Here is an 18,781-nt window from a genome sequence, read left to right on the forward strand (position 1 = left end):
CCTCCCCAAGCCTAAAGGCCGGGGTCTCCGCGCCGCCGCAATCTGATGACCGGCGCGAACGATCGCGCCTTCGGAGAAGACGAGCGATGCACATCACGCGGGTCGAAATAGAGAACATCAAATCTTTCGCCCAAGCCGAGTTCGAGTTCGATCAGGGCAAGATCGCCATCGTGGGATGCAACGGCGCCGGCAAGACCACCATCCTCGAAGCCATCGCTTGGGCGTTGTTCGACGTGCTGGATTACAGGCGAGAGGATTTTTTGCGGCGCGGCGCGACGCGCGGCTGGGTGCGGGTCACATTTCAAAGCCACTTGGATGGTCGGCAGTACTCGGTCTATCGCAACACGGGACAGACCTACTACGTTTACGACCCGCAGCTCGATGTACGCTTGGCCGAAGGGCGCGCAGACGTGCTTCGCTTTTTGCAGAGTCACCTCGGCATCGAGCCGGGAACGGACACGAAGGCGCTCTTTCGCTCGGCGATCGGTGTGCCCCAAGGCGCTTTCACTGCCGAATTCATGCTCGCTCCGGCGCAACGCAAAAGCGCCTTCGATCGGTTGCTCAAGGTCGAAGAGTACCGCGATAGCAGCGCGCGTTTGATCGAAGCGACGCGCTTGGTTCAAGAACGCATAGCGGATGTGGACCGACGCATCGCCCACGCCGAAGGGAGGCTGGCGAACTACGAAGCTTTGACGACAGAACTGGCGCGAATCGAAGCCAACCTCGAGAAGCTGCGCGACGCGCTCGGTGAAATCGAGCGCGAGACGAAAGCGGCCATGACGCGCGTCGCGCGGTGGGATGAGGCCGAGCGTTTGGTCAGCGAAACGCATGCGGCTTGGCAAAAACAGGCGGCCATCGCCGATGGCGCCGGGCGCCGGTTGGCCGAGGCCCAACGACGGCTCGCTGAGACGGAGCGCGCTGCAGAGCGGCAGCGCGCAACGCGCGACGGTCACGAAGCCCACCTCTGTGCGCTCGCCCGATTGGAAGAGTTGGAACAGAAGAGGATCGAGCGCGACCTTTTGCGCGCCGAGGTGGAGGCCGCATCGCGCGAGATTTTGCGCGCGCAGAACCGCGTGCAAAATCTCGAGGAAGAGTTGCGACGGGCGCAGGAGGCGCACGCGCGTCTGCAGCAGATCGGACCACTAGTCGAACGGCAAGAGAGTCTGGAGCGTGAACGCGACCGTCTGCGCGAAGTGCGCGCGGAGCTTAAGGCCAGCGCCGAACGCGCGAGCAGATTGCGAGAGGACATCGAACGGCTACGCGCACAACACAAACAGACACGCGAACGCATTCGGCAGGCGGAAGCGGCCTGTGACGCACAGCAGCGCGTCGAGTCTTTGGCGAGCGAACGGCTCGCCATTGAAAACGAAATCGCTGCGTTGCGCGAAGCGCTCAACGAACGACGTCTGCTCGAAGAGAGGGTGCGCGAGATGACCCAAGAGGTACAACAGCTCGAAGCCTCGCTCGCCGATTTGCGCCGGGAAGCGAAACAGTTGGAGAAAGACGCTGCCGCTGCCGAGGAACTCACTGCGCTCGAAAGAGAAGAGAGCCTGTTGCGCGATGAGGTGGGACGTTTGCGCGCCGCAATCGAGCGCGACGAGCGCATGCAGCGCGAAATCGAGGGCGGGCTCTGTCCGATCCTTTCAGCCCGCTGCTTGAATCTCGCCGAGGGGGAAACGCTCGAAAGCTATTTCGCGCAACATCTCAGCGCTAACCGGACTCGTTTGAAGAAACGCGAAAAAGAACTCGCCCTGTTGACCGAGCGCGTCAAGCGGGCGCAGGAGGCGCAGATCGCCGTCGCAAGGCTTCGCGAGGTGAGGTTGCGCCTCGAACAGGACGAAGCGCGATACGCTAGCAAGCGCGAGGCGCTTGGCTCCGCACGTGAAAGGCTGACCGCTCTTGGGCATGCCGACCATCTGCGCTTGGCCGAACGGCAAGCGCAGATGGTCGGCATCGATGCTGAGATCAAGAAGTGGCAGCGGGAGGCGTTGAAACATGCTGAACTCGACGCCTTGCGGACGCGCTTACAGGAGATCGAAGAGGAAGGGAGCAGACTGAAAGAGGAGTTGAAGATGGCGGAAGCGATGGCTGCGGGGCTGCCTCAGTTGGAAGCGGATTTGCTGGGCGTGGAGAAAGACCTGCGCGCGCTTGGCGATCCGCGCGGGCAGATGACGCTGTTGCGCGCCGAAGCTGAGCGCGCTTCGGACGCAAACGCGCGATTGCAGCAAGCGCGCGTCGAACTCGCCGAGGCGAAACAGCGCGCCGTTGACTTAGAAGCTCGTTTTCGCCTGTTCGAAACGCTCGAACAGAACATGGAAGCAGCGCGGGCCGAGCGAGATCGGACGGCGGCGGCACATCGAGAGTACGTCGCCTGCACGCTTTTAGTCGAAAGGTTGCCGGAATGTCGCGCCGAAGTCGAACGTGCTGCGCGAGAAGCCGCCGAGGCGCAACGCGCTTTAGAGCAGGCGCGTGCCGAACACGACCGGGCGGTGGCGAACTACGATGCCGACAAACATGCCGGAGAGCGCGCACAGCTTGTGAACTTGCGCGAACGCGCAGCCTCCATTCGGGCGCAGCTATCCTGGGAACAAGACCACACGGCCTCGCTTCGGCGCGAGCTGGAACAGCTCGATGAGGTGCGCGTGCGGCTCGAACGCGAGCGGCGCGAACAGGCCCGTTTGGTGCGGCTCAAAGAAGGCATCGAGTTCATCCGCGAGAAGCTGCGCGAAGCTGGACCATTGGTGGCCGAAAGCTACCTCTACAACGTCTCAGTGGAGGCAAATCAGCTTTTCCGCGAGATGATGGGGAGACCGGACCAGTCGCTCCGCTGGTCGCGCGATTACGAGATCATCTTGGAAGAGGCCGGGCACGAACGTTCGTTTCAGAACCTGTCGGGCGGCGAACAGATGGTCGCCGCGTTGGCCGTCCGACTCGCGTTGCTCAAAGAGTTGTCAGATGTGCGCATCGCTTTCTTCGATGAGCCGACCGTCAACATGGACGCGGAAAGACGCCAACGTTTGGCGGAGATCATCGGTCAGGTGCGCGATTTCGATCAACTGTTCGTCATCTCTCACGACGACACGTTTGAGCAGACGGTGGACCATGTGGTTGCCGTGCAACGCGCGTGACGCGGCGATTCTCGCCCGCCCGGCGCTTGGTTTGCGGAGGAAAGGGGTTGAGAGTCATCGGTGGGGTCTATCGCGGACGGCGTTTGAAAAGTCCGCCATCGCTGCGCGTTCGTCCGACGGCGGATCGGTTGCGCGAGACGCTCTTTAACGTGCTCGCGCCGCGCATCCAAGGCGTGCGCTTCCTTGATCTGTGCGCTGGCTCCGGCGCGGTCGGCATCGAGGCGCTGTCGCGCGGCGCATCGTTTGCCACTTTCGTCGATCGTTCGCGGCGCATGTGCGCGCTGATCGAGGCCAACTTGGATCTGTGTGGCGTGCCGGAAGAAGAGACGGAAGTCTTCATGAGCGAAGCGGCGGAATTTTTGCGGCGCGCTGTCGCGAACGGTTACAGGTGTTGGGACGTGATCTTCTTCGATCCGCCCTATGCGGAGAACTACTCGCCCGTTCTCGAAACGCTCGGCGAGCATCGATCGCTCATATGCGAAGATGGCGTCGTCGTCGTCGAACACCATCACAAAAAGGTCCTCCCCGATGCGGTCGGCACGCTTCGCCGGTGGCGCATTCTACGACAGGGCGATGCGGCGCTGAGCTTCTATCAGCATGATTGAAAGCATTTGGGTTTGTGGCGATCAGATGTAAAATTATCCATCACATAGGCCCATCGGATCGGGAGTCTCAACAATGCTGGTTTTAGGCATCGAAACTTCTTGCGACGAAACGGCAGCGGCCATCGTGCGCGATTGCAAAGAGCTGGTCTCCTCCATCATCTCATCGCAGACGGATGTCCACAAACGGTTTGGCGGCGTCGTGCCGGAACTCGCTTCGCGCGAGCATCTGGAGAAGATCGAGCCGATCGTCGAAGAGGCGATGGCGCGCGCCGGGGTTGGCTTTGAAGAGATAGATGGCATCGCCGTCACGGTCGGTCCTGGATTGATCGGTTCGTTGTTGGTCGGTTTGTGTTACGCGAAAGGGCTGGCGTATGCGCTCGGCAAACCGTTCGTCGGCGTCAATCACCTTGAAGGGCACATCTACTCGGTCGTCTTCGATAATCCGCCGGTCGAACATCCAGCGCTGGCGTTGATCGTCTCGGGCGGGCACACGCACATGTTCTACGTGCCGCAGCCGGGACAGTACAAGATCGTCGCGCGCACGCGCGATGATGCCGCTGGCGAGGCTTTCGATAAAGTGGCGAAGATGCTCGGCCTCGGTTATCCGGGCGGTCCGGTGATCGAACGGCTCGCGCGCGAAGGCGATCCGCATGCGGTCAAGTTCAGTTTGCCGAAGATCAGCGACCGGCGTCCAGATTTCAGCTTCAGCGGATTGAAGACCGCCGTTTCGAAGTACGTGCGCGAGACTGGCCTGCGGCCCGTAAAAGAGGGCGAGACGCCTTCGCAAGCGATCAAGGACTTAGCAGCTAGCTTTCAGCACGTCGTCATCCGTTCGCTCGTCTCGACCACCGAGCGGGTCGCGCGCGAACATCAGCCGAAGACGTTGATCATCGCTGGCGGCGTGGCGTGCAACATGGCCTTGCGCGAAGCGATGAGCGAGATGGCTGCGAGGCTGGGTCTGCCGGTCTATTTCCCATCGCGTCATCTTTCGACCGATAACGCGGCGATGATCGCCGCCGCCGGAAGCGTCAAGCTTGCTGCCGGGGAGCGAGCCGGATTGGACCTGAACGCCGATGTCTCGCTCCGTCTGCAAAACATCGAAGTCGAAGACGACGAGCTCCGTCGTCGCGTGCGTTACCGCTTGTGAGCCTGAAGCGTTTTAGGCCGACGTACGTCAATTCATGCACCACCGTTTTTGAGCCTGAAGCTTTTGGGGGCGACTCGCGTGAGTTCGCTCTTGATCCTGAAGCGTCTCCGAGTAGCTTGCGCGCCTAAAGCGCGAACTCTCTCATCAGGATTTTTCCAGAAAGGAAAGGCGCGCCCCTTTTAAGCTAGCTGCTGAAGCCTTGGGCGGAAGAGTCCTAAAGCACGAGATTCGGCTTGCGCGAACAACGAAATGATCGGTTTCAGACGACACGCCGTTTTCAGTTGCGTCCTGCGAGTTCGAGGCGTTTCCTCAATCCTTTCGTCCAGCGTCCAATTCCCAAAATAGCCTCCAGCGATGAAGCGGCCTTCGGGGCGTCTCTTCATTTCTCATCAAGCTGGGCCAGCGCGACTGCGAGCGCGATCACCTTTTTGATCCCTTTGTAGATCGGTTCGATCTCGCACCACTCAGTGAGCGCGTGCGCGTCGCCGCACGGAGCGGCGCCGGTTGAGATGGCCGGCAGCCCAGCCAAGAGCGCGGCGTTGGCGTTGTTCGACGCCGTCGGCGTGATCGGTGGGTTCTCAAAGCCCATCGCCAGATGAACGGCTTCCGCCGTTAAGACCATGGGCGATTGACGCAGCCTTGGAATCTGCGCGGCGGGCGTGTCGGAGAGAAGCTCGGTTCTGCTTTGCATCCCGACACGCGCCGCTTCTTCGGCGATGATCGCCGCGATCTTTCGTTCGAGATCAGCGATCACGTCGTTGCTGGTCGAGCGGAGATCGACCGTAAACCAAGCGTCAGCGGCCTTTGCGTTGACCACCTCAGATCCGCTGAGCATCCCGATGTTCAAATGTGTCGGTGGGTCCGAGGGAAGCGGCAGCTCGTAGATGCGCGCGATGGCACGCGCCAGCGGCAGCGTCGCCGAATAGGGCGGCGTGCGCGAGCGCGTATGTCCGCCCGGACCGATCAGGTGATGGCGGAACCATTTGATGCCAATGCCGCCATAGGTGAACCCCTCGTAACCTCCGTCGAGCGCGATGTAATAGCCGATACGCTCTTTGTTGTCCTTGATGAACTCGCGTGCGCCGCGCAGGGCCGTCTCCTCTTCGACCGTGAAGAGAAAGATCAAATCGCCTTTGGTTTTGATGCCTGCTGCGTCAAGCGCGCGGATCGCGGCGAGCATCGCTTCGATGTTGCGCGTATCGTCGCCGATGCCGGGGGCGTAAACTCGCCCGTCGCGGATCTCGGCTTTGATCTTCAAACCTTCTTGAAAGACCGTGTCGAGGTGCGCATCGATGACGACCGTTGGCCCGTCGCCCGTGCCTTTGCGCACGGCGACGAGATTGCCCGTGCGATCGAAATAGATTTGGTCAAGCTTGTAACCGGACAAGAGTTTTTTGATGAACTCGGCGCGCTCGCGCTCTTTGCCCGATGGGGCGTTGATTTCGGTGATGGCGATCCACTCGCGCAAGATCCGTTCCTTTTCGCGATCGACGTGGGCGAATGCCGTCGTTAGTCTGGGATCTGTTACAAGCGCCCGCGCCCGCTCAAGATAGGGCGTTAGCTCTTCCCGGTCCGAAGCTTTGATGGAAGCGATGAGAACAGCGAAGACGAGCAAAACAAGGGCGATCAGCGGCGGCCGTCTCTTCATCTTTCCTCCGAAGTTCGCAAGTGGTGTGATTTCGGTATTCTACCGACCTTCGATGAGCCGTGACAACCCGGTCAGTTGCGCGCTTGGCATCGGACTCTAACTGCGTCACCATCGAAGCGGTTGAGAAGCGACGATCAGACTCTAATCGCGCGTCGGCATCCACACGGTGTCGTCCGCCATGCGGCTCGGCGGTGCAAGCAACGAACGGCAAAAGATGTAGATCGCCCAACACTCGACGGCAAAGGGCGGAAAGCCAAAATAACCGAGCACGGGCATTTCGAAGATCTTGATGTGGCCGAGGTAAGGCACCGTGTAGGTCCAGCGCGAAATGGCCCAGTAGTTCCAAAACTCCCACAAAATGCCGCAGACGAAGCCGCTTACAAGCAGCGCCGTCAGGCGGCGCCAATCGCCGCGCATCAGGTCACCGCAGATCGAAGGCCAATCGCGCAGCGCGTTGATGGGATCGACCAAGAAGATGAAAGCAAGCCAGACCAGCGGCGCAAACCACTCCGAGATGACGACGAGCGGCAACAGCGCCATCGCCGCGCCGATGACGCTCATCAAACGAAGCGCCGTGCGCGAGAGCGCCACGGGGCGCATGCGTGGTCGGTGGCGAAATACGGTCGCAAGCAGGACTTCCGCCGTCAAAAACAGAGCCGGAAAGATGGTCGCAAAAGCCCAGTCGTAGCCGACGCGACGGAGAAAGGGATTGGGTTCGAGATTGTGGTAATGCCACCACAGTTCGCGATCGGAGCGCCAAAACCGCGGCGCGTTGTAAAACTCGAACATCCACCAAGCGAGAATAGAAATAAGCGCCATGATCAAAAATGCCGTGCGATCCGAGACGAGCGGCGAATGGCCGCGCAGCCGATAGACGAACGCGTCGGCAAGCAGCACGTATCCGGTCCAAACGATGGGCGTGAACCATTGCCCGACAACTCGATCGCCGGTAAAGAGCAGCGCTTCGGCCAAGATGATGATGCCTGCCCCGACGTAACCGTGGGGAGCGAGAGCTGCGCGAGCTGACATCGGTCGCGAACCTCCCGTTTTGTGACGAGTTCGACATGCTTTCGCTATCCGTTTGGCATGTTCGTCAATGATTTTATAACATGTGCTTGCAGCGATGGGTGAGGCAAGCCCCTTCCCTAGAAAGGTGTCAGCGCCATGGCTCCCACGATTGATGCGAAGAAGTTCAGGAGCGCGCTGCTGCGTGCTGTCGTCTTGCCTTTCATCCTCATGGTCGGGCTTGCGGCGGCGCTCATTTGGCAGATCGAGCACCTCATCGCGAGTATGCAATGGGTGGACCACTCAAGCCAGGTAGTTGCCCAAGCCCACTATTTGGAACGCCTGATCGTCGATATGGAGACTGGCGTGCGTGGTTTTTTGGTGACCGGCTCGCCCGAATTTCTGGAGCCTTACGAACGCGCCGAAGCGGTGTTCGATAGGGAGTTGGATGAACTCGAGAGGTTGGTCGCCGATAACCAAACGCAACAGGAACAGGTCAGGGCGATCCGCGCGATCGAGAGGCAATGGCACGAGTTCGCTGGAGAAGTCATCGCGCTTCGACGCGCCGGGCGCGAGCAAGACGCCGCCATGATGCTGAGCGTCGGGAAATCGCTCATGGATACGGCGCGCGAGCGCCTTTCGGCCTTCATTCAAACCGAACGGGCGTTGCGCGAAGAGCGCCTCGCCGATCTACGCTGGGCAACGCAACTCATGGTCGCAAGCGGAATCGGGCTGACCCTTCTGGTGGGCACCGTTCTCGCCATCCTCATGCGGCGCGAGCTGCTCGCTCTCTCGCGAAGCTATGCATCGGCCCTTGCCGCCTCGCGCGAAGCTGAAGAGCGTTACCGGCTGCTCGTGGAAGGCGCGCGCGATTACGCCATCTTCATGCTCGATGCAGAAGGGCGCGTGACGAGTTGGACCAGGGGCGGCGAGCGCCTCTTTGGTTACGCGGCGGAGGAGATCGTTGGTCAGCACTACTCTTTGCTCTTCGCGCCGGAGGACCGCGAGGCCGGCGTCCCGAACGCCGAATTGCAGCGGGCGGTCAACGATGGTCGGGCTGAAGAGTCCGGCTGGCGCGTGCGCAAGGACGGAAGTCGCTTTTGGGCCGGCGGTTTGGTCACGCCGTTGCGCGACGAGGCCGGCAACTTGCGCGGCTACGCCGTATTGACGCGCGACGCGACCGAACGCTTGCGCGTCGAGGAGGAGAGGGCGTTGCGTCTGGCACAGGAAGAACGGCGCGTCGAACAACTGCGGCAATTGGCCGAAATGTCTCTGGTCATCAACTCGTCGCACACGCTCGGTGAGATGTTGCAGACGATTACCGAACGAGCGCGCGCCATCATCGGCGCGCATCAATCGGTGACGAGCCTGACGGTGGACCAGAACTGGGCGCAGGCGATCAACGCCGTCTCGCTCTCGGATAAATACGCGGCGTGGCGTTCGTATGACGCGCAACCCGACGGCTCTGGCATCTACTCGCTTGTTTGCAAGACCAATCAGCCGATGCGCTTGACCCAAGAGGAACTCGAACGCCATCCAGCGTGGCACGGCTTCGGCAAAGAGGCGGGGAAACATCCGCCGATACGTGGCTGGCTCGCTGCACCGCTCATCGGGCGCAATGGACAGAACATCGGGCTCATTCAATTGTCAGACAAATACGAAGGCGAGTTCACGCAAGAGGACGAGGCGTTGCTCGTTCAGATCGCGCAGTTGGCGGCGGTGGCCATCGAGAACCATCGACTCTACCAGCTTTCGGAAGAGAGCAATCGTCTGAAGGACGAATTCTTGGCGACGCTTTCACACGAACTGCGCACGCCGATGACGGCCATTTTCGGCTGGATGCATCTGCTGCGCGCCGGCAATCTAGACAAAGAGCAGACCGCTCGCGCGCTCGATGCGATCTACCGCAACGCACAGGCGCAGATGCGCCTGATCGAAGACTTGCTCGATGTTTCGCGCATCATCACGGGCAAGTTCCAATTCGACGTGATGCCGACTGATCTCGTGCCGGTCATCGAATCGGCGCTCGATTCCGTCCGCCCAGCAGCGGAAGCCAAACGCATCGCCATCAACGTCGAACTGGAGCGCGATGCTGGTCCGATCATGGGCAACCCCGATCGCTTGCGCCAAGCTGTCTGGAACTTATTGTCAAACGCCGTCAAGTTCACGCCGCGCGGCGGGCGCGTCGACATCACGCTGCGGCGCGTCGACTCTCACGTCGAAATCCGCGTCAGCGACACAGGCGAAGGCATCAACCCGGACTTTCTGCCTTTCGTCTTCGATCGTTTGCGGCAGGCCGATAGCTCTACGCGCCGCATGCACGGCGGACTTGGCATCGGGCTATCGATCGTCCGACACATCGTCGAACTGCATGGCGGACGAGTCGGCGTCGAAAGCGAAGGCAAAGGGCGCGGCGCAACCTTCTTTATACGCCTGCCGTTGATGGCCATTCGCACAACGAAAGGGGGTGCCGAAGCGCAACGGGGCGCGGCTGGTGGCGAAATGGAGCGTGCGGCAGGAGACGACGCCACGATGGCTTTGCTCCAAGGCGTGCGCATCATGGTCGTCGATGACGATCACGATGCGCGCGAGATGATCGCTACGGCGCTCGAACATCACGGCGCAGTGGTCCGTACCGCGGCGACGGCGGCAGAAGCGCTCCGCAGCTTTGAGGAATTCGATCCCGATCTGGTCATCAGCGACATCGGCATGCCCGAGGAGGATGGCTATGAGTTGCTCCGCAAATTGCACGCACATCGAGATGATCTCGTCGTCGTCGCGCTAACGGCCTACGCGCGCGACCGCGATCGTGAACAAGCGCTCGCTGCCGGCTTCAGTTCTCATATCTCGAAGCCGGTTTCGCCCGCCGACCTGATTGACGAAATCAAACGTTTGGTCGATGAGATGAAAAGATCGAAGTCTCCATTTGGCGGTTGAGCGAAGATGGCGCGAAATCGAGATGAAACGTCGGCGCCCGGCTCGTTCGTGACGCGCTTTGCGTTGTGCTAGAATCGCGCAAAGAGCAGCATGGTACGGGTCAAAATCTGTGGCGTCACTTGTCTCGAAGATGCGCTTGCCGCGGTTGGCGCTGGCGCCGATGCCGTCGGGTTCAACTTCTACGACAGAAGCCCGCGCTACGTCGCACCGCAAGAGGCAGCACAATGGAGCGCGCGTTTGCCCGCAAGCGTTCTTCGCGTCGGAGTTTTCGTCAACGCGCCGGAAGAACTGATCGTGCGCGTGACCGCAGAGGTCGGACTCGATGCTGTGCAGCTTCACGGCGATGAAACGCCCGATTTTTGTCGCGCGCTGCGCGCGGGATTTGAGCTTCGTCGCGTGCGCGTCATCAAGGCGCTGCGCGTCGATTTGGCATTCGATCCAACGCGCGCTCGCGATTACGCTGTGGACGCCGTGCTGCTCGACGCGGCTGTGCCGGGCGTTTACGGCGGCACGGGGCGCTCTTTCGACTGGGAGCGAGCGCGACAAGTCAAAGCGTCAATTGAAGCGGAACTGTTTCTCGCCGGAGGACTCGCGCCGCACAACGTCGCGCAAGCTGTTTTAGCGGTGCGGCCTGATTGGGTCGATGCCTGTAGTGCGTTGGAGAGCGTGCCGGGAAGGAAGGATCACGCTCAGCTCGCCGATTTCGTGCGCGCGGCAAAAGGCGCGGCTTGAAGCGTCGGCGCGCGATCGAGTATGCTTGCGCGAGATCACAACGCGAAACGGCTGCGTGATTCGGCGTTTCCCGCCACGCCTTAGCCTCACGACCTTCTCGCTCAAAGTCGTGAAGTTGAATCGAGGGAGTCGAGAAGATGAGTTTGATGACCTATGCGACGGCCAGCAAACAGCAGAAGAACGAACGACAGCGCGGGCGCATCCTCCTCGTCATGAACGAAAGGATGGCGCACTTGTGCGGTCCGACGCTGGAAGAAGCAGGAGCGTGCGTCGTCGGCGTCGCGGGCGGCATGGCGGCCATCGTCTCCATTCAGCGAACTAGGCCCAACATCGTCATCGCCGAGATCGAACTGAACGACTTGCGCGCGGCAGAACTAGCTCGGACCATCGCCAACTTGCATGAGGATATGCCGCTCATCTTCGTTGGCGCGGAGGAGTCTGCCTCTCATCGGCGGCTGGAAGCCCTGTCGCTCGGCGCTTTCGACTATTTTCAATTGCCGGTGGAACTGCCGTTGCTGTCTGTGAGGGTGACGCAACTGATCAGGATGCAATTGACCATCGAAAGGCTACGCGCAGAGGCCGATCAAGACTACTTGACCGGACTGGCAAACCGTCGGCGGTTCCGCGTCGCGCTCGGACAAGAGGTGGAGCGTTGGCGACGTTACAAGATTCCCTGCTCGTTGCTTCTGGTTGATGTCGATAAGCTGAAGAACATCAACGACGCTTTCGGTCATTCGACTGGCGACGTCGTCATCCGCCACGTCGCTCATATGCTTCGTGAATCATCGCGCGACAATGACACGGCAGCCAGACTCGGCGGAGAAGAGTTCGCTTTATTGCTCGCTGGTGCGGATGCAGATAGGGCTTTTGCTGCCGCCGAGCGTTTGCGAGCCACGATCTCCAGTTCGCCCATCGAACGGGTCGGCATGGCCACCGTCAGCGTCGGCGTCGCCTCGTGCCCGACTCACGCTATCTCGGAACGCGAACTCTATGCCATGGCTGATGCGGCGCTCTACCGTGCCAAACGCGATGGGCGAAACTGCGTGCGCATGGCCGAACGGTTGTGATCGCTTCCGTGTCAAGCGAGGGTGCGCGTGTAGCCAGCGCGCTCAGCGTATACAGGTCATAACCCGTGGTCCCTTCCAACCCGCGCGAGCGCTCACGAACAAGCGCACCCTCACTTTTGCAGCGAAACAGACGCCGCTCAAGTCCGGTCGGTTTTGCGTCAGGTCGCTTCGGCGTGCAGGGGGTGGTCTTCGCCGCGCGCGTATCATTGGGGGCATCGGTTTAGTCGTCGGTTCAGCGTCGGCGTTGTGTGTTCAGCGGGCGAGGAGTGTGCCTCTCGCTCGCCGTTTGCGAAACAGCTCGCTTTGTGCCAAGCTGAAAATGCGGGAGGTCAAGCGTGAGTTTCACAGTGCAGCCGGATGAGCGCGGGCGATGGGGGCGGTACGGCGGGCGGTTCGTGCCGGAAACGCTCATGGCGCCGCTCGAGGAGTTGACGCGCGCCTACCAAGCCGCGCGGCACGACGCCTCTTTTCAAGCGGAATTCAACCGCTTGTTATGTGACTACTCGGGACGCCCAACGCCGCTCTTCTACGCCGCGCGTTTGACCGCGCATGCTGGCGGCGCGCGCATCTACTTGAAACGCGAAGACCTGTCGCACACAGGGGCACACAAAATCAACAACGCCATCGGACAAGCGTTGCTCGCCCGTCGCATGGGCAAGCGGCGCATCATCGCCGAAACCGGCGCCGGGCAGCACGGGGTGGCCACGGCCACCGTGTGCGCGCTGCTCGGCATGGAGTGCGTCATCTACATGGGTGCCGAAGACGTGCGGCGTCAAGCGCTCAACGTCTTTCGCATGCGCTTGCTCGGCGCCGACGTGCGCGAAGTCGCCAACGGATCGCGCACATTGAAGGACGCCATCAACGAAGCGTTGCGCGATTGGGTGACCAACGTCGAGAACACCTACTACTTGCTCGGCAGTGCGCTCGGCCCGCATCCTTACCCGCTCATGGTGCGCGACTTTCAACGCGTCATTGGAATCGAAGCGCGAGCGCAAATCTTAGAGCGCGAAGGGCGCTTGCCAGATGCGCTGGTCGCCTGCGTCGGCGGCGGTTCCAACTCCATCGGGCTTTTTCACCCCTTTTTGGAGGACGAACAGGTGCGCATGGTCGGAGTTGAAGCTGGCGGACGCAGCGACGAACTGGGCCAGCACGCGGCGCGCTTCAACCTTCGCGGCGGCGGGCGTCTCGGCGTCTTGCAAGGGACGATGAGCTACGTCCTGCAAGATGCGCACGGACAGATCGCCGCCACCCACTCGATCTCGGCTGGACTGGATTATCCGGCCATCGGTCCGGAGCACGCTTACCTTCGCGATCTAGGGCGCGTCGAGTACGTCGGCGCGACGGATGCGGAAGCGTTGGAAGCTTTTCAATTGCTCGCGAAGTTGGAAGGCATCCTTCCGGCGCTCGAATCGGCTCACGCAGTAGCCCACGCGGTCAAGCTGGCGCGCAGCATGGATCGAGACCAGATCGTTATCGTCAATCTCTCAGGACGTGGCGACAAGGACGTTCACACGGTGGCGCGCGAACTGGGCCAGAAGATCGAATGAAAAAATAAGGGGCGGGTTTAGGCACGAATCAGGGGTAACCGTGCCGAAGGCTGGACCGGTGAACAAGCTGAGGGCGTTCAGAAAGACCAAAAGGGAGTTCGCAAAAGTCCCGCAGATGTGTTCGGCGGATCGGAATGAGGAGCTTTACCGAAAAGCTCTCGGCGAGCTGAAGCGAGTTGATCGAAGCGTTCGACGAATGACGCGCATTGGGGAGAGTTTCGCACGCTTGCGCCGCGAAGAGCGGCGTGGCCTCATCCCGTTCATCACAGCGGGCGACCCGGACCTTGACACCACCGTTGAGTTGATCGTTGAACTGGCGCGCGTGGGCGCCACAGCTATCGAACTCGGCGTCCCCTTCAGCGATCCGGTCGCCGATGGTCCGGTGATTCAGCGCGCTTCGGAAAGATCGCTGGCGCGTGGTACAAACGTGGCCGATGTCCTCTGCGCAGTTGAAAGCGCGCGTCGCCGAACCGATGTGCCCATCATCCTGTTCAGTTACTACAACCCGCTGCTTCAATTCGGGCAGTGCGAATTGGCTGCAGAGGCGCGCAAGGTCGGCGTCGATGGCCTTCTCGTCACAGACCTCGTGCCGGAGGAGGCCGATGAGTGGGTGGAGATCGCCCGCGCGCACGATCTGGATACGATCTTTCTCGCTGCCCCTACTTCCACGGACGAAAGGCTGCGCTTGATCGCCGCTCAAACAAGCGGCTTCATCTACGCCGTCTCGCGCGCCGGCGTGACGGGCGAACGCGATCAGGTGAGCCGACAGGCGCAAGAGCTGGTCACGCGCATACGACGGTGCACGACGCTTCCCGTCGCCGTCGGATTCGGCATCTCGCGCGCTGAGCACGTCGCTGAAGTTTGGCGCTATTCGGACGCCGCCGTGGTTGGGTCAGCTGTGGTCGCAAAGATCGAAAGCCTGCACGGGATGCCGGACTTGACTAAACGTGTGGGCGAGTTCTTCCGCGCGCTCGTGCCGCGCGCAAGCGAACCCGTCGCTGGAGCGGAAAGATGAGCATCAGTCGCGGCAACATGGTGATCGTCGTGCTTCATAGCCCACGCGAGAAGTGTTGGGGAAGACTCGACCGAATCAGCGCGGCTGGTGTATTCTTGCGTGGCATTGATCTCACGGCCTTCGATGATTGGGTGAACGCTCTTCGGTCAGGCGAAACTTTCTTCGGCGTCAATGATCTTTTCTTTCCGCTCTGGCGCGTCGAACGCATCATGCACGATGAACGCTCGGGCGATCTCCCTTCGCTGGTGGAAAGGTTTGAGGCGAGTGTCGGCCGGAGCGTGTGCGAATTCTTCGCGGATGACCAAAGGTCAGCGGCACCTTGAACGGCTCGTTGCGGCGCGCCGCCTGGAAAGCTCGCGGCGGAGCGCACGGTGTTTCGTAGTTGAAACGACGTTTCTCTTCCGCGCCGAAATGTGCTACACTCCTACCCATTCCACGGCGCAAAGGAGAGAAGCGAAACGATGGTGGTGACCATGGCAGAGATGAAATCGAACGACCGGAGCAAGGCGATCGAGGCGGCTTTGCTCAACATCGAAAAGCGGTTCGGCAAGGGCGCGATCATGCGATTGGGCGAGCGCCCCATGGGAGACGTGCAGGTGATTTCGACGACCTCGCTCAGTCTGGATGCGGCCATCGGTGTCGGGGGCATCCCGCGCGGGCGCATCACGGAGATCTTCGGGCCGGAAAGTTCCGGCAAAACGACGCTCGCGCTGCACATCGTCGCTGAAGCGCAGCGGCAGGGCGGCGTGGCCGCTTACATCGACGCCGAGCACGCGCTCGATCCGGAATACGCTGCGCTGCTCGGCGTCAACGTTGATGATTTGCTGGTGTCGCAGCCCGATTCGGGCGAACAGGCACTGGAGATCGTCGAGGCGTTGGTTCGATCCAACGGCGTCGATGTCATCGTAGTGGATTCAGTGGCTGCGCTCGTGCCGCGCGCCGAACTCGATGGCGAGATGGGCGACTCGCACGTCGGGTTGCAAGCGCGTCTGATGTCGCAGGCGCTACGCAAACTGACCGGCATCGTCGCTTCGACCAACACGTGCCTGATCTTCATCAACCAGATACGCGAAAAGATAGGCGTCATGTTCGGTTCGCCCGAGACCACCACGGGCGGGCGTGCGCTCAAGTTCTATGCGAGCTTGCGCCTAGACATACGTCGCACGGGGTCGGTCAAAGACGGCGAGCGAACCATTGGCAACCGGACCAAGGTCAAGATCGTTAAGAACAAAGTGGCTCCGCCGTTTCGCGAGTGCGAGTTCGATATCATCTACAACGAGGGCATCTCGCGGGTTGGCGACGTCATTGACCTAGCCGTGGCCAACAAGATCATCGAAAAGAGCGGCGCGTGGTTCTCCTACAAGGGCGAACGTCTCGGACAAGGACGCGAGAACGTCAAGCAGATGCTGAAAGAGAATGTCGAACTGCTCAGCCGCATCGAGCAGGACGTGCGCGCCGCGCTCAACCTTCCGCCGCTGGGTGCAAGCAGCCGCAGCGATAAACCGACGGAAGAGAAGGGCACCGCCAAGGCCGAGAGCAAAAGGTAACTTTCGTTCAGGGCTGGCCTGTTCGCGTCGGGCGTTTATGGCGTTCGCCACTCGACGGCAAGAGCCGAAGTCGTTCGGGCTGAGTTTGTCCGCACCAAGCGATCCCTCGTTTTTTGCAAGCGAGACGCGGCTTCGAGTCGCTGACAGGTAATAAGAACCGCGTTCTCATCTTCGGCGACGAAAAGCGTCAGGCAGCGCTTAACTCATCGTTGCCGGCGCGCATCGCATTGGTTAAGGGATCAAGCGCATTTCAAGGTTCGACGAAAAGTGGATGCCGGCTCGGGTGGAGCGACGCTGGGGCACAGAATCGACAGCCGAGCCGGCACGGGCGGGCAATATTCAGGCTGTTGGCGGCGCATGCTCCCTTAAGGGAGGCGCCTTCGAGCGACTGAAAATTATACCCCTCTGAGGCTGATTGTCAACGAATCTGTGAGGATTTTAACTGGATTTTGCGTGAAAGAGGCACGCTCATGAGCTTGCATCTAGAGCTTGCTTCCCAACCTTTGAAAGATGGCGAACCAGTGGCCCTTTGCGTCTTCAAGGGGGAGCGGATCTCGTTTTCTGCCCTGGCGACGTTCGGAGATGAAATTGAGTTCGGGGGCGAAGAGAGCGAAACCGAACTTATCAGCGTCGCTTCGAACGGTCGCTTGCAGCGTGTGTTGCTTATCGGGCTCGGCAGGAGAGAAGAATTCGATGCACACGTTCTACGTCGGGCGGTGGCTGCCGGGGTGCGCTGTGCGAGCGCGAATCGTCTGGATGCGCTTCGGGTCATCGTTCCCGAAGCGGGACGGGATTTGTCCGCGCTCGTGCAAGCGGCGACGGAAGGAGCGGTGCTCGGTCAATATGAGAACGATGTTCACCGTCAAAAGGCAGAGAAGAAAGGGCGTTTGGAGCGCGTCGTCGTCGTCGCACCGTTTGCGGATGAGATGCTTGAGCGGGCAGTTGTGCGCGGACGCATCGTGGCGGAAGCGACCAATTGGGCGCGTTCGCTTGCCGACGAGCCGTCGAACCTCTTGCCGCCGCGAGAGCTGGCGCAACGCGCAGCGCAGATGTGCGTCGAACGAGGTCTTGCCATCGAAATTCTGACGGGAGCCGAGATCGAAGCCCACGGCATGGGTGGGCTGTGGGCCGTAGGCAAGGGGTCGGCTGAGCCGCCAGCTTTGATCGTCGTTCGCTACGAACCGACGGCGACGGCAGACGAGCTTTGGGCTTTCGTCGGCAAGGGGATGACGTTTGACACGGGCGGCATCTCGATCAAACCTTGGCAAGGCATGGAAGAGATGAAGGCCGACATGGCTGGCGGCGCGGCCGTTTTGGGAGCCATGCGCGCCATCGCCGAACTCGGCTCACCGCGACGTTTGATCGGCATCGTGCCAGCGGCGGAGAACATGCCTTCGGGCAGCGCGCTCAAGCCGGGCGATGTCATCAAGACGCTTGCCGGATTCACCATCGAAGCTGTCGATACGGATGCCGAGGGAAGATTGATCTTGTCTGATGCGATCGCTTACGCGCGGCAGTGCGGGGCGCAACGCATCGTAGATTTGGCGACGCTCACCGGCTCGATCATCGTTGCATTGGGCGACGTGCACGCTGGATTGTTCAGCAACGATGATGCGTGGGCAGCACAGGTGTGTCGGGCGGCAGAGCGCGCGGGCGAATCCGTCTGGCGCATGCCCGTCAGCGATGACTACAAGAAGCTTATCGAGAGCGACATCGCCGACTTCAAAAACTACGGCGGGCGACCCGATGCAACTGCTGCCGCCCTGCTCTTGAGCAAGTTCGCTGCTGATGTGCCATGGGCGCATTTGGACATCGCTGGCACGGCGTGGCTCGATGAAGAGCGACCCGATTCGCCGAAAGGCGCTACTGGAGCGGGCGTGCGTACACTGATCGAACTCGCCTGTGGCTCCTGAAAGCAGGCCGCTCTCTCCGAACGCAAGACGAACCTGCAAAGATCTCGGCGCGAAGATCCGGGAAGATCTTCTTTCTCTGACGCTTCGCCTCAAACGCGACGACGCCCCATATTGGGGCGAAAGAAGCGTTGTTGCGGTTTGCACGATCATCCTCGCCCTTTACTCAGAACCCATACGGGGCTTGTGAGTTTCAACCTCTGTCTTCCAACAAACACGCCGTCGTCTGTAGCTCAAGCTGATGTTGAAACTGGCCGACCAGGGCTTCGGTTTTGGTGAACGTGTAGCTGCGTGTTCGTCTCTGATAGCTATAGCCGGCAACCGATTCGCTGCCGCTTTCACGTGTGGCGATGCGTGATCGGCCTGCTTCTTGAAAAGTTCGCCCTTCGTCGCCCATGAACTGGGCGCGCTCGCCTGTGAGCGAATCATCATCGGCGTTCGGTCGAGAAAGCGGCAGCAACTCGAATAAACGACGAGTGACGTCCTCCCCTAA

14 protein-coding genes are annotated in these 18,781 nt (G+C 60.8%); 11 read left to right on the plus strand and 3 right to left on the minus strand.

Annotation, left to right across the window (positions count from 1 at the left end; genetic code table 11):
- The first annotated feature begins 86 nt into the window (after positions 1–86).
- The 3 genes from C4334_RS07530 (at position 87) to tsaD (ending at position 4,880) form a co-directional block, all read left to right on the plus strand.
- The gene (locus tag C4334_RS07530) at positions 87–3,128 is read left to right on the plus strand and encodes an AAA family ATPase (protein WP_352431467.1); all 3,042 of its coding nucleotides are present in this window, start codon (positions 87–89) and stop codon (positions 3,126–3,128) included.
- A 47-nt stretch (positions 3,129–3,175) separates the two neighbouring features.
- Complete coding sequence (rsmD, locus tag C4334_RS07535) at positions 3,176–3,733, plus strand: 16S rRNA (guanine(966)-N(2))-methyltransferase RsmD (RefSeq protein ID WP_352431468.1); 558 nt, start codon at positions 3,176–3,178, stop codon at positions 3,731–3,733.
- Positions 3,734–3,806: 73 nt separating this feature from the next.
- Positions 3,807–4,880 carry a tRNA (adenosine(37)-N6)-threonylcarbamoyltransferase complex transferase subunit TsaD gene (gene tsaD, locus C4334_RS07540; protein WP_352431469.1) on the plus strand — a complete coding sequence of 358 codons (1,074 nt, stop codon included), beginning with the start codon at positions 3,807–3,809 and terminating at the stop codon, positions 4,878–4,880.
- Positions 4,881–5,259: 379 nt separating this feature from the next.
- Here the strand turns inward: tsaD and C4334_RS07545 are convergent, their stop codons facing one another.
- Together C4334_RS07545 and C4334_RS07550 are read right to left on the minus strand one after the other, a co-directional pair.
- The gene (locus C4334_RS07545; RefSeq protein WP_352431470.1) at positions 5,260–6,528 is read right to left on the minus strand and encodes a M20/M25/M40 family metallo-hydrolase; all 1,269 of its coding nucleotides are present in this window, start codon (positions 6,526–6,528) and stop codon (positions 5,260–5,262) included.
- A gap of 141 nt (positions 6,529–6,669) precedes the next feature.
- A complete protein-coding gene (locus C4334_RS07550; RefSeq protein ID WP_352431471.1) occupies positions 6,670–7,557 on the minus strand; it encodes a hypothetical protein in 888 nt (295 codons plus the stop codon).
- 135 nt (positions 7,558–7,692) lie between these two features.
- Here C4334_RS07550 and C4334_RS07555 point away from each other — a divergent pair, with 135 nt between their 5' ends.
- From C4334_RS07555 to C4334_RS07590, 8 genes are all read left to right on the plus strand, one after another.
- The gene (locus C4334_RS07555) at positions 7,693–10,470 is read left to right on the plus strand and encodes a CHASE3 domain-containing protein (RefSeq protein WP_352431472.1); all 2,778 of its coding nucleotides are present in this window, start codon (positions 7,693–7,695) and stop codon (positions 10,468–10,470) included.
- Positions 10,471–10,560: 90 nt separating this feature from the next.
- Positions 10,561–11,202, plus strand: a complete 642-nt coding sequence (locus tag C4334_RS07560; protein WP_352431473.1) for a phosphoribosylanthranilate isomerase — start codon at positions 10,561–10,563, stop codon at positions 11,200–11,202.
- A gap of 137 nt (positions 11,203–11,339) precedes the next feature.
- Positions 11,340–12,269 (plus strand): GGDEF domain-containing protein, encoded by a 930-nt coding sequence (locus C4334_RS07565; protein ID WP_352431474.1) that lies wholly within the window; start codon positions 11,340–11,342, stop codon positions 12,267–12,269.
- 335 nt (positions 12,270–12,604) lie between these two features.
- Entirely contained in the window at positions 12,605–13,816 is a 1,212-nt protein-coding gene (trpB, locus tag C4334_RS07570; protein ID WP_352431475.1) for a tryptophan synthase subunit beta, read from the plus strand.
- Positions 13,817–14,012: 196 nt separating this feature from the next.
- Positions 14,013–14,831, plus strand: coding sequence for a tryptophan synthase subunit alpha (trpA, locus tag C4334_RS07575; RefSeq protein WP_352431476.1), 819 nt, complete (start codon positions 14,013–14,015; stop codon positions 14,829–14,831).
- Complete coding sequence (locus tag C4334_RS07580) at positions 14,828–15,154, plus strand: hypothetical protein (protein WP_352431477.1); 327 nt, start codon at positions 14,828–14,830, stop codon at positions 15,152–15,154. Before trpA ends, C4334_RS07580 begins: the two co-directional genes overlap by 4 nt.
- Before the next feature lie 159 nt (positions 15,155–15,313).
- Positions 15,314–16,378 carry a recombinase RecA gene (gene recA / locus C4334_RS07585; protein WP_352431482.1) on the plus strand — a complete coding sequence of 355 codons (1,065 nt, stop codon included), beginning with the start codon at positions 15,314–15,316 and terminating at the stop codon, positions 16,376–16,378.
- Between the two features lie 470 nt (positions 16,379–16,848).
- The gene (locus tag C4334_RS07590; RefSeq protein WP_352431478.1) at positions 16,849–18,291 is read left to right on the plus strand and encodes a leucyl aminopeptidase; all 1,443 of its coding nucleotides are present in this window, start codon (positions 16,849–16,851) and stop codon (positions 18,289–18,291) included.
- Between the two features lie 190 nt (positions 18,292–18,481).
- Here C4334_RS07590 and C4334_RS07595 read toward each other — a convergent pair.
- Positions 18,482–18,781, minus strand: a 300-nt coding sequence (locus tag C4334_RS07595; protein ID WP_352431479.1) for a hypothetical protein, incomplete at its 5' end; no start/stop codon positions are given.

Source organism: Pyrinomonas sp. (genome assembly GCF_040289685.1).
GTDB lineage: Bacteria > Acidobacteriota > Blastocatellia > Pyrinomonadales > Pyrinomonadaceae > Pyrinomonas.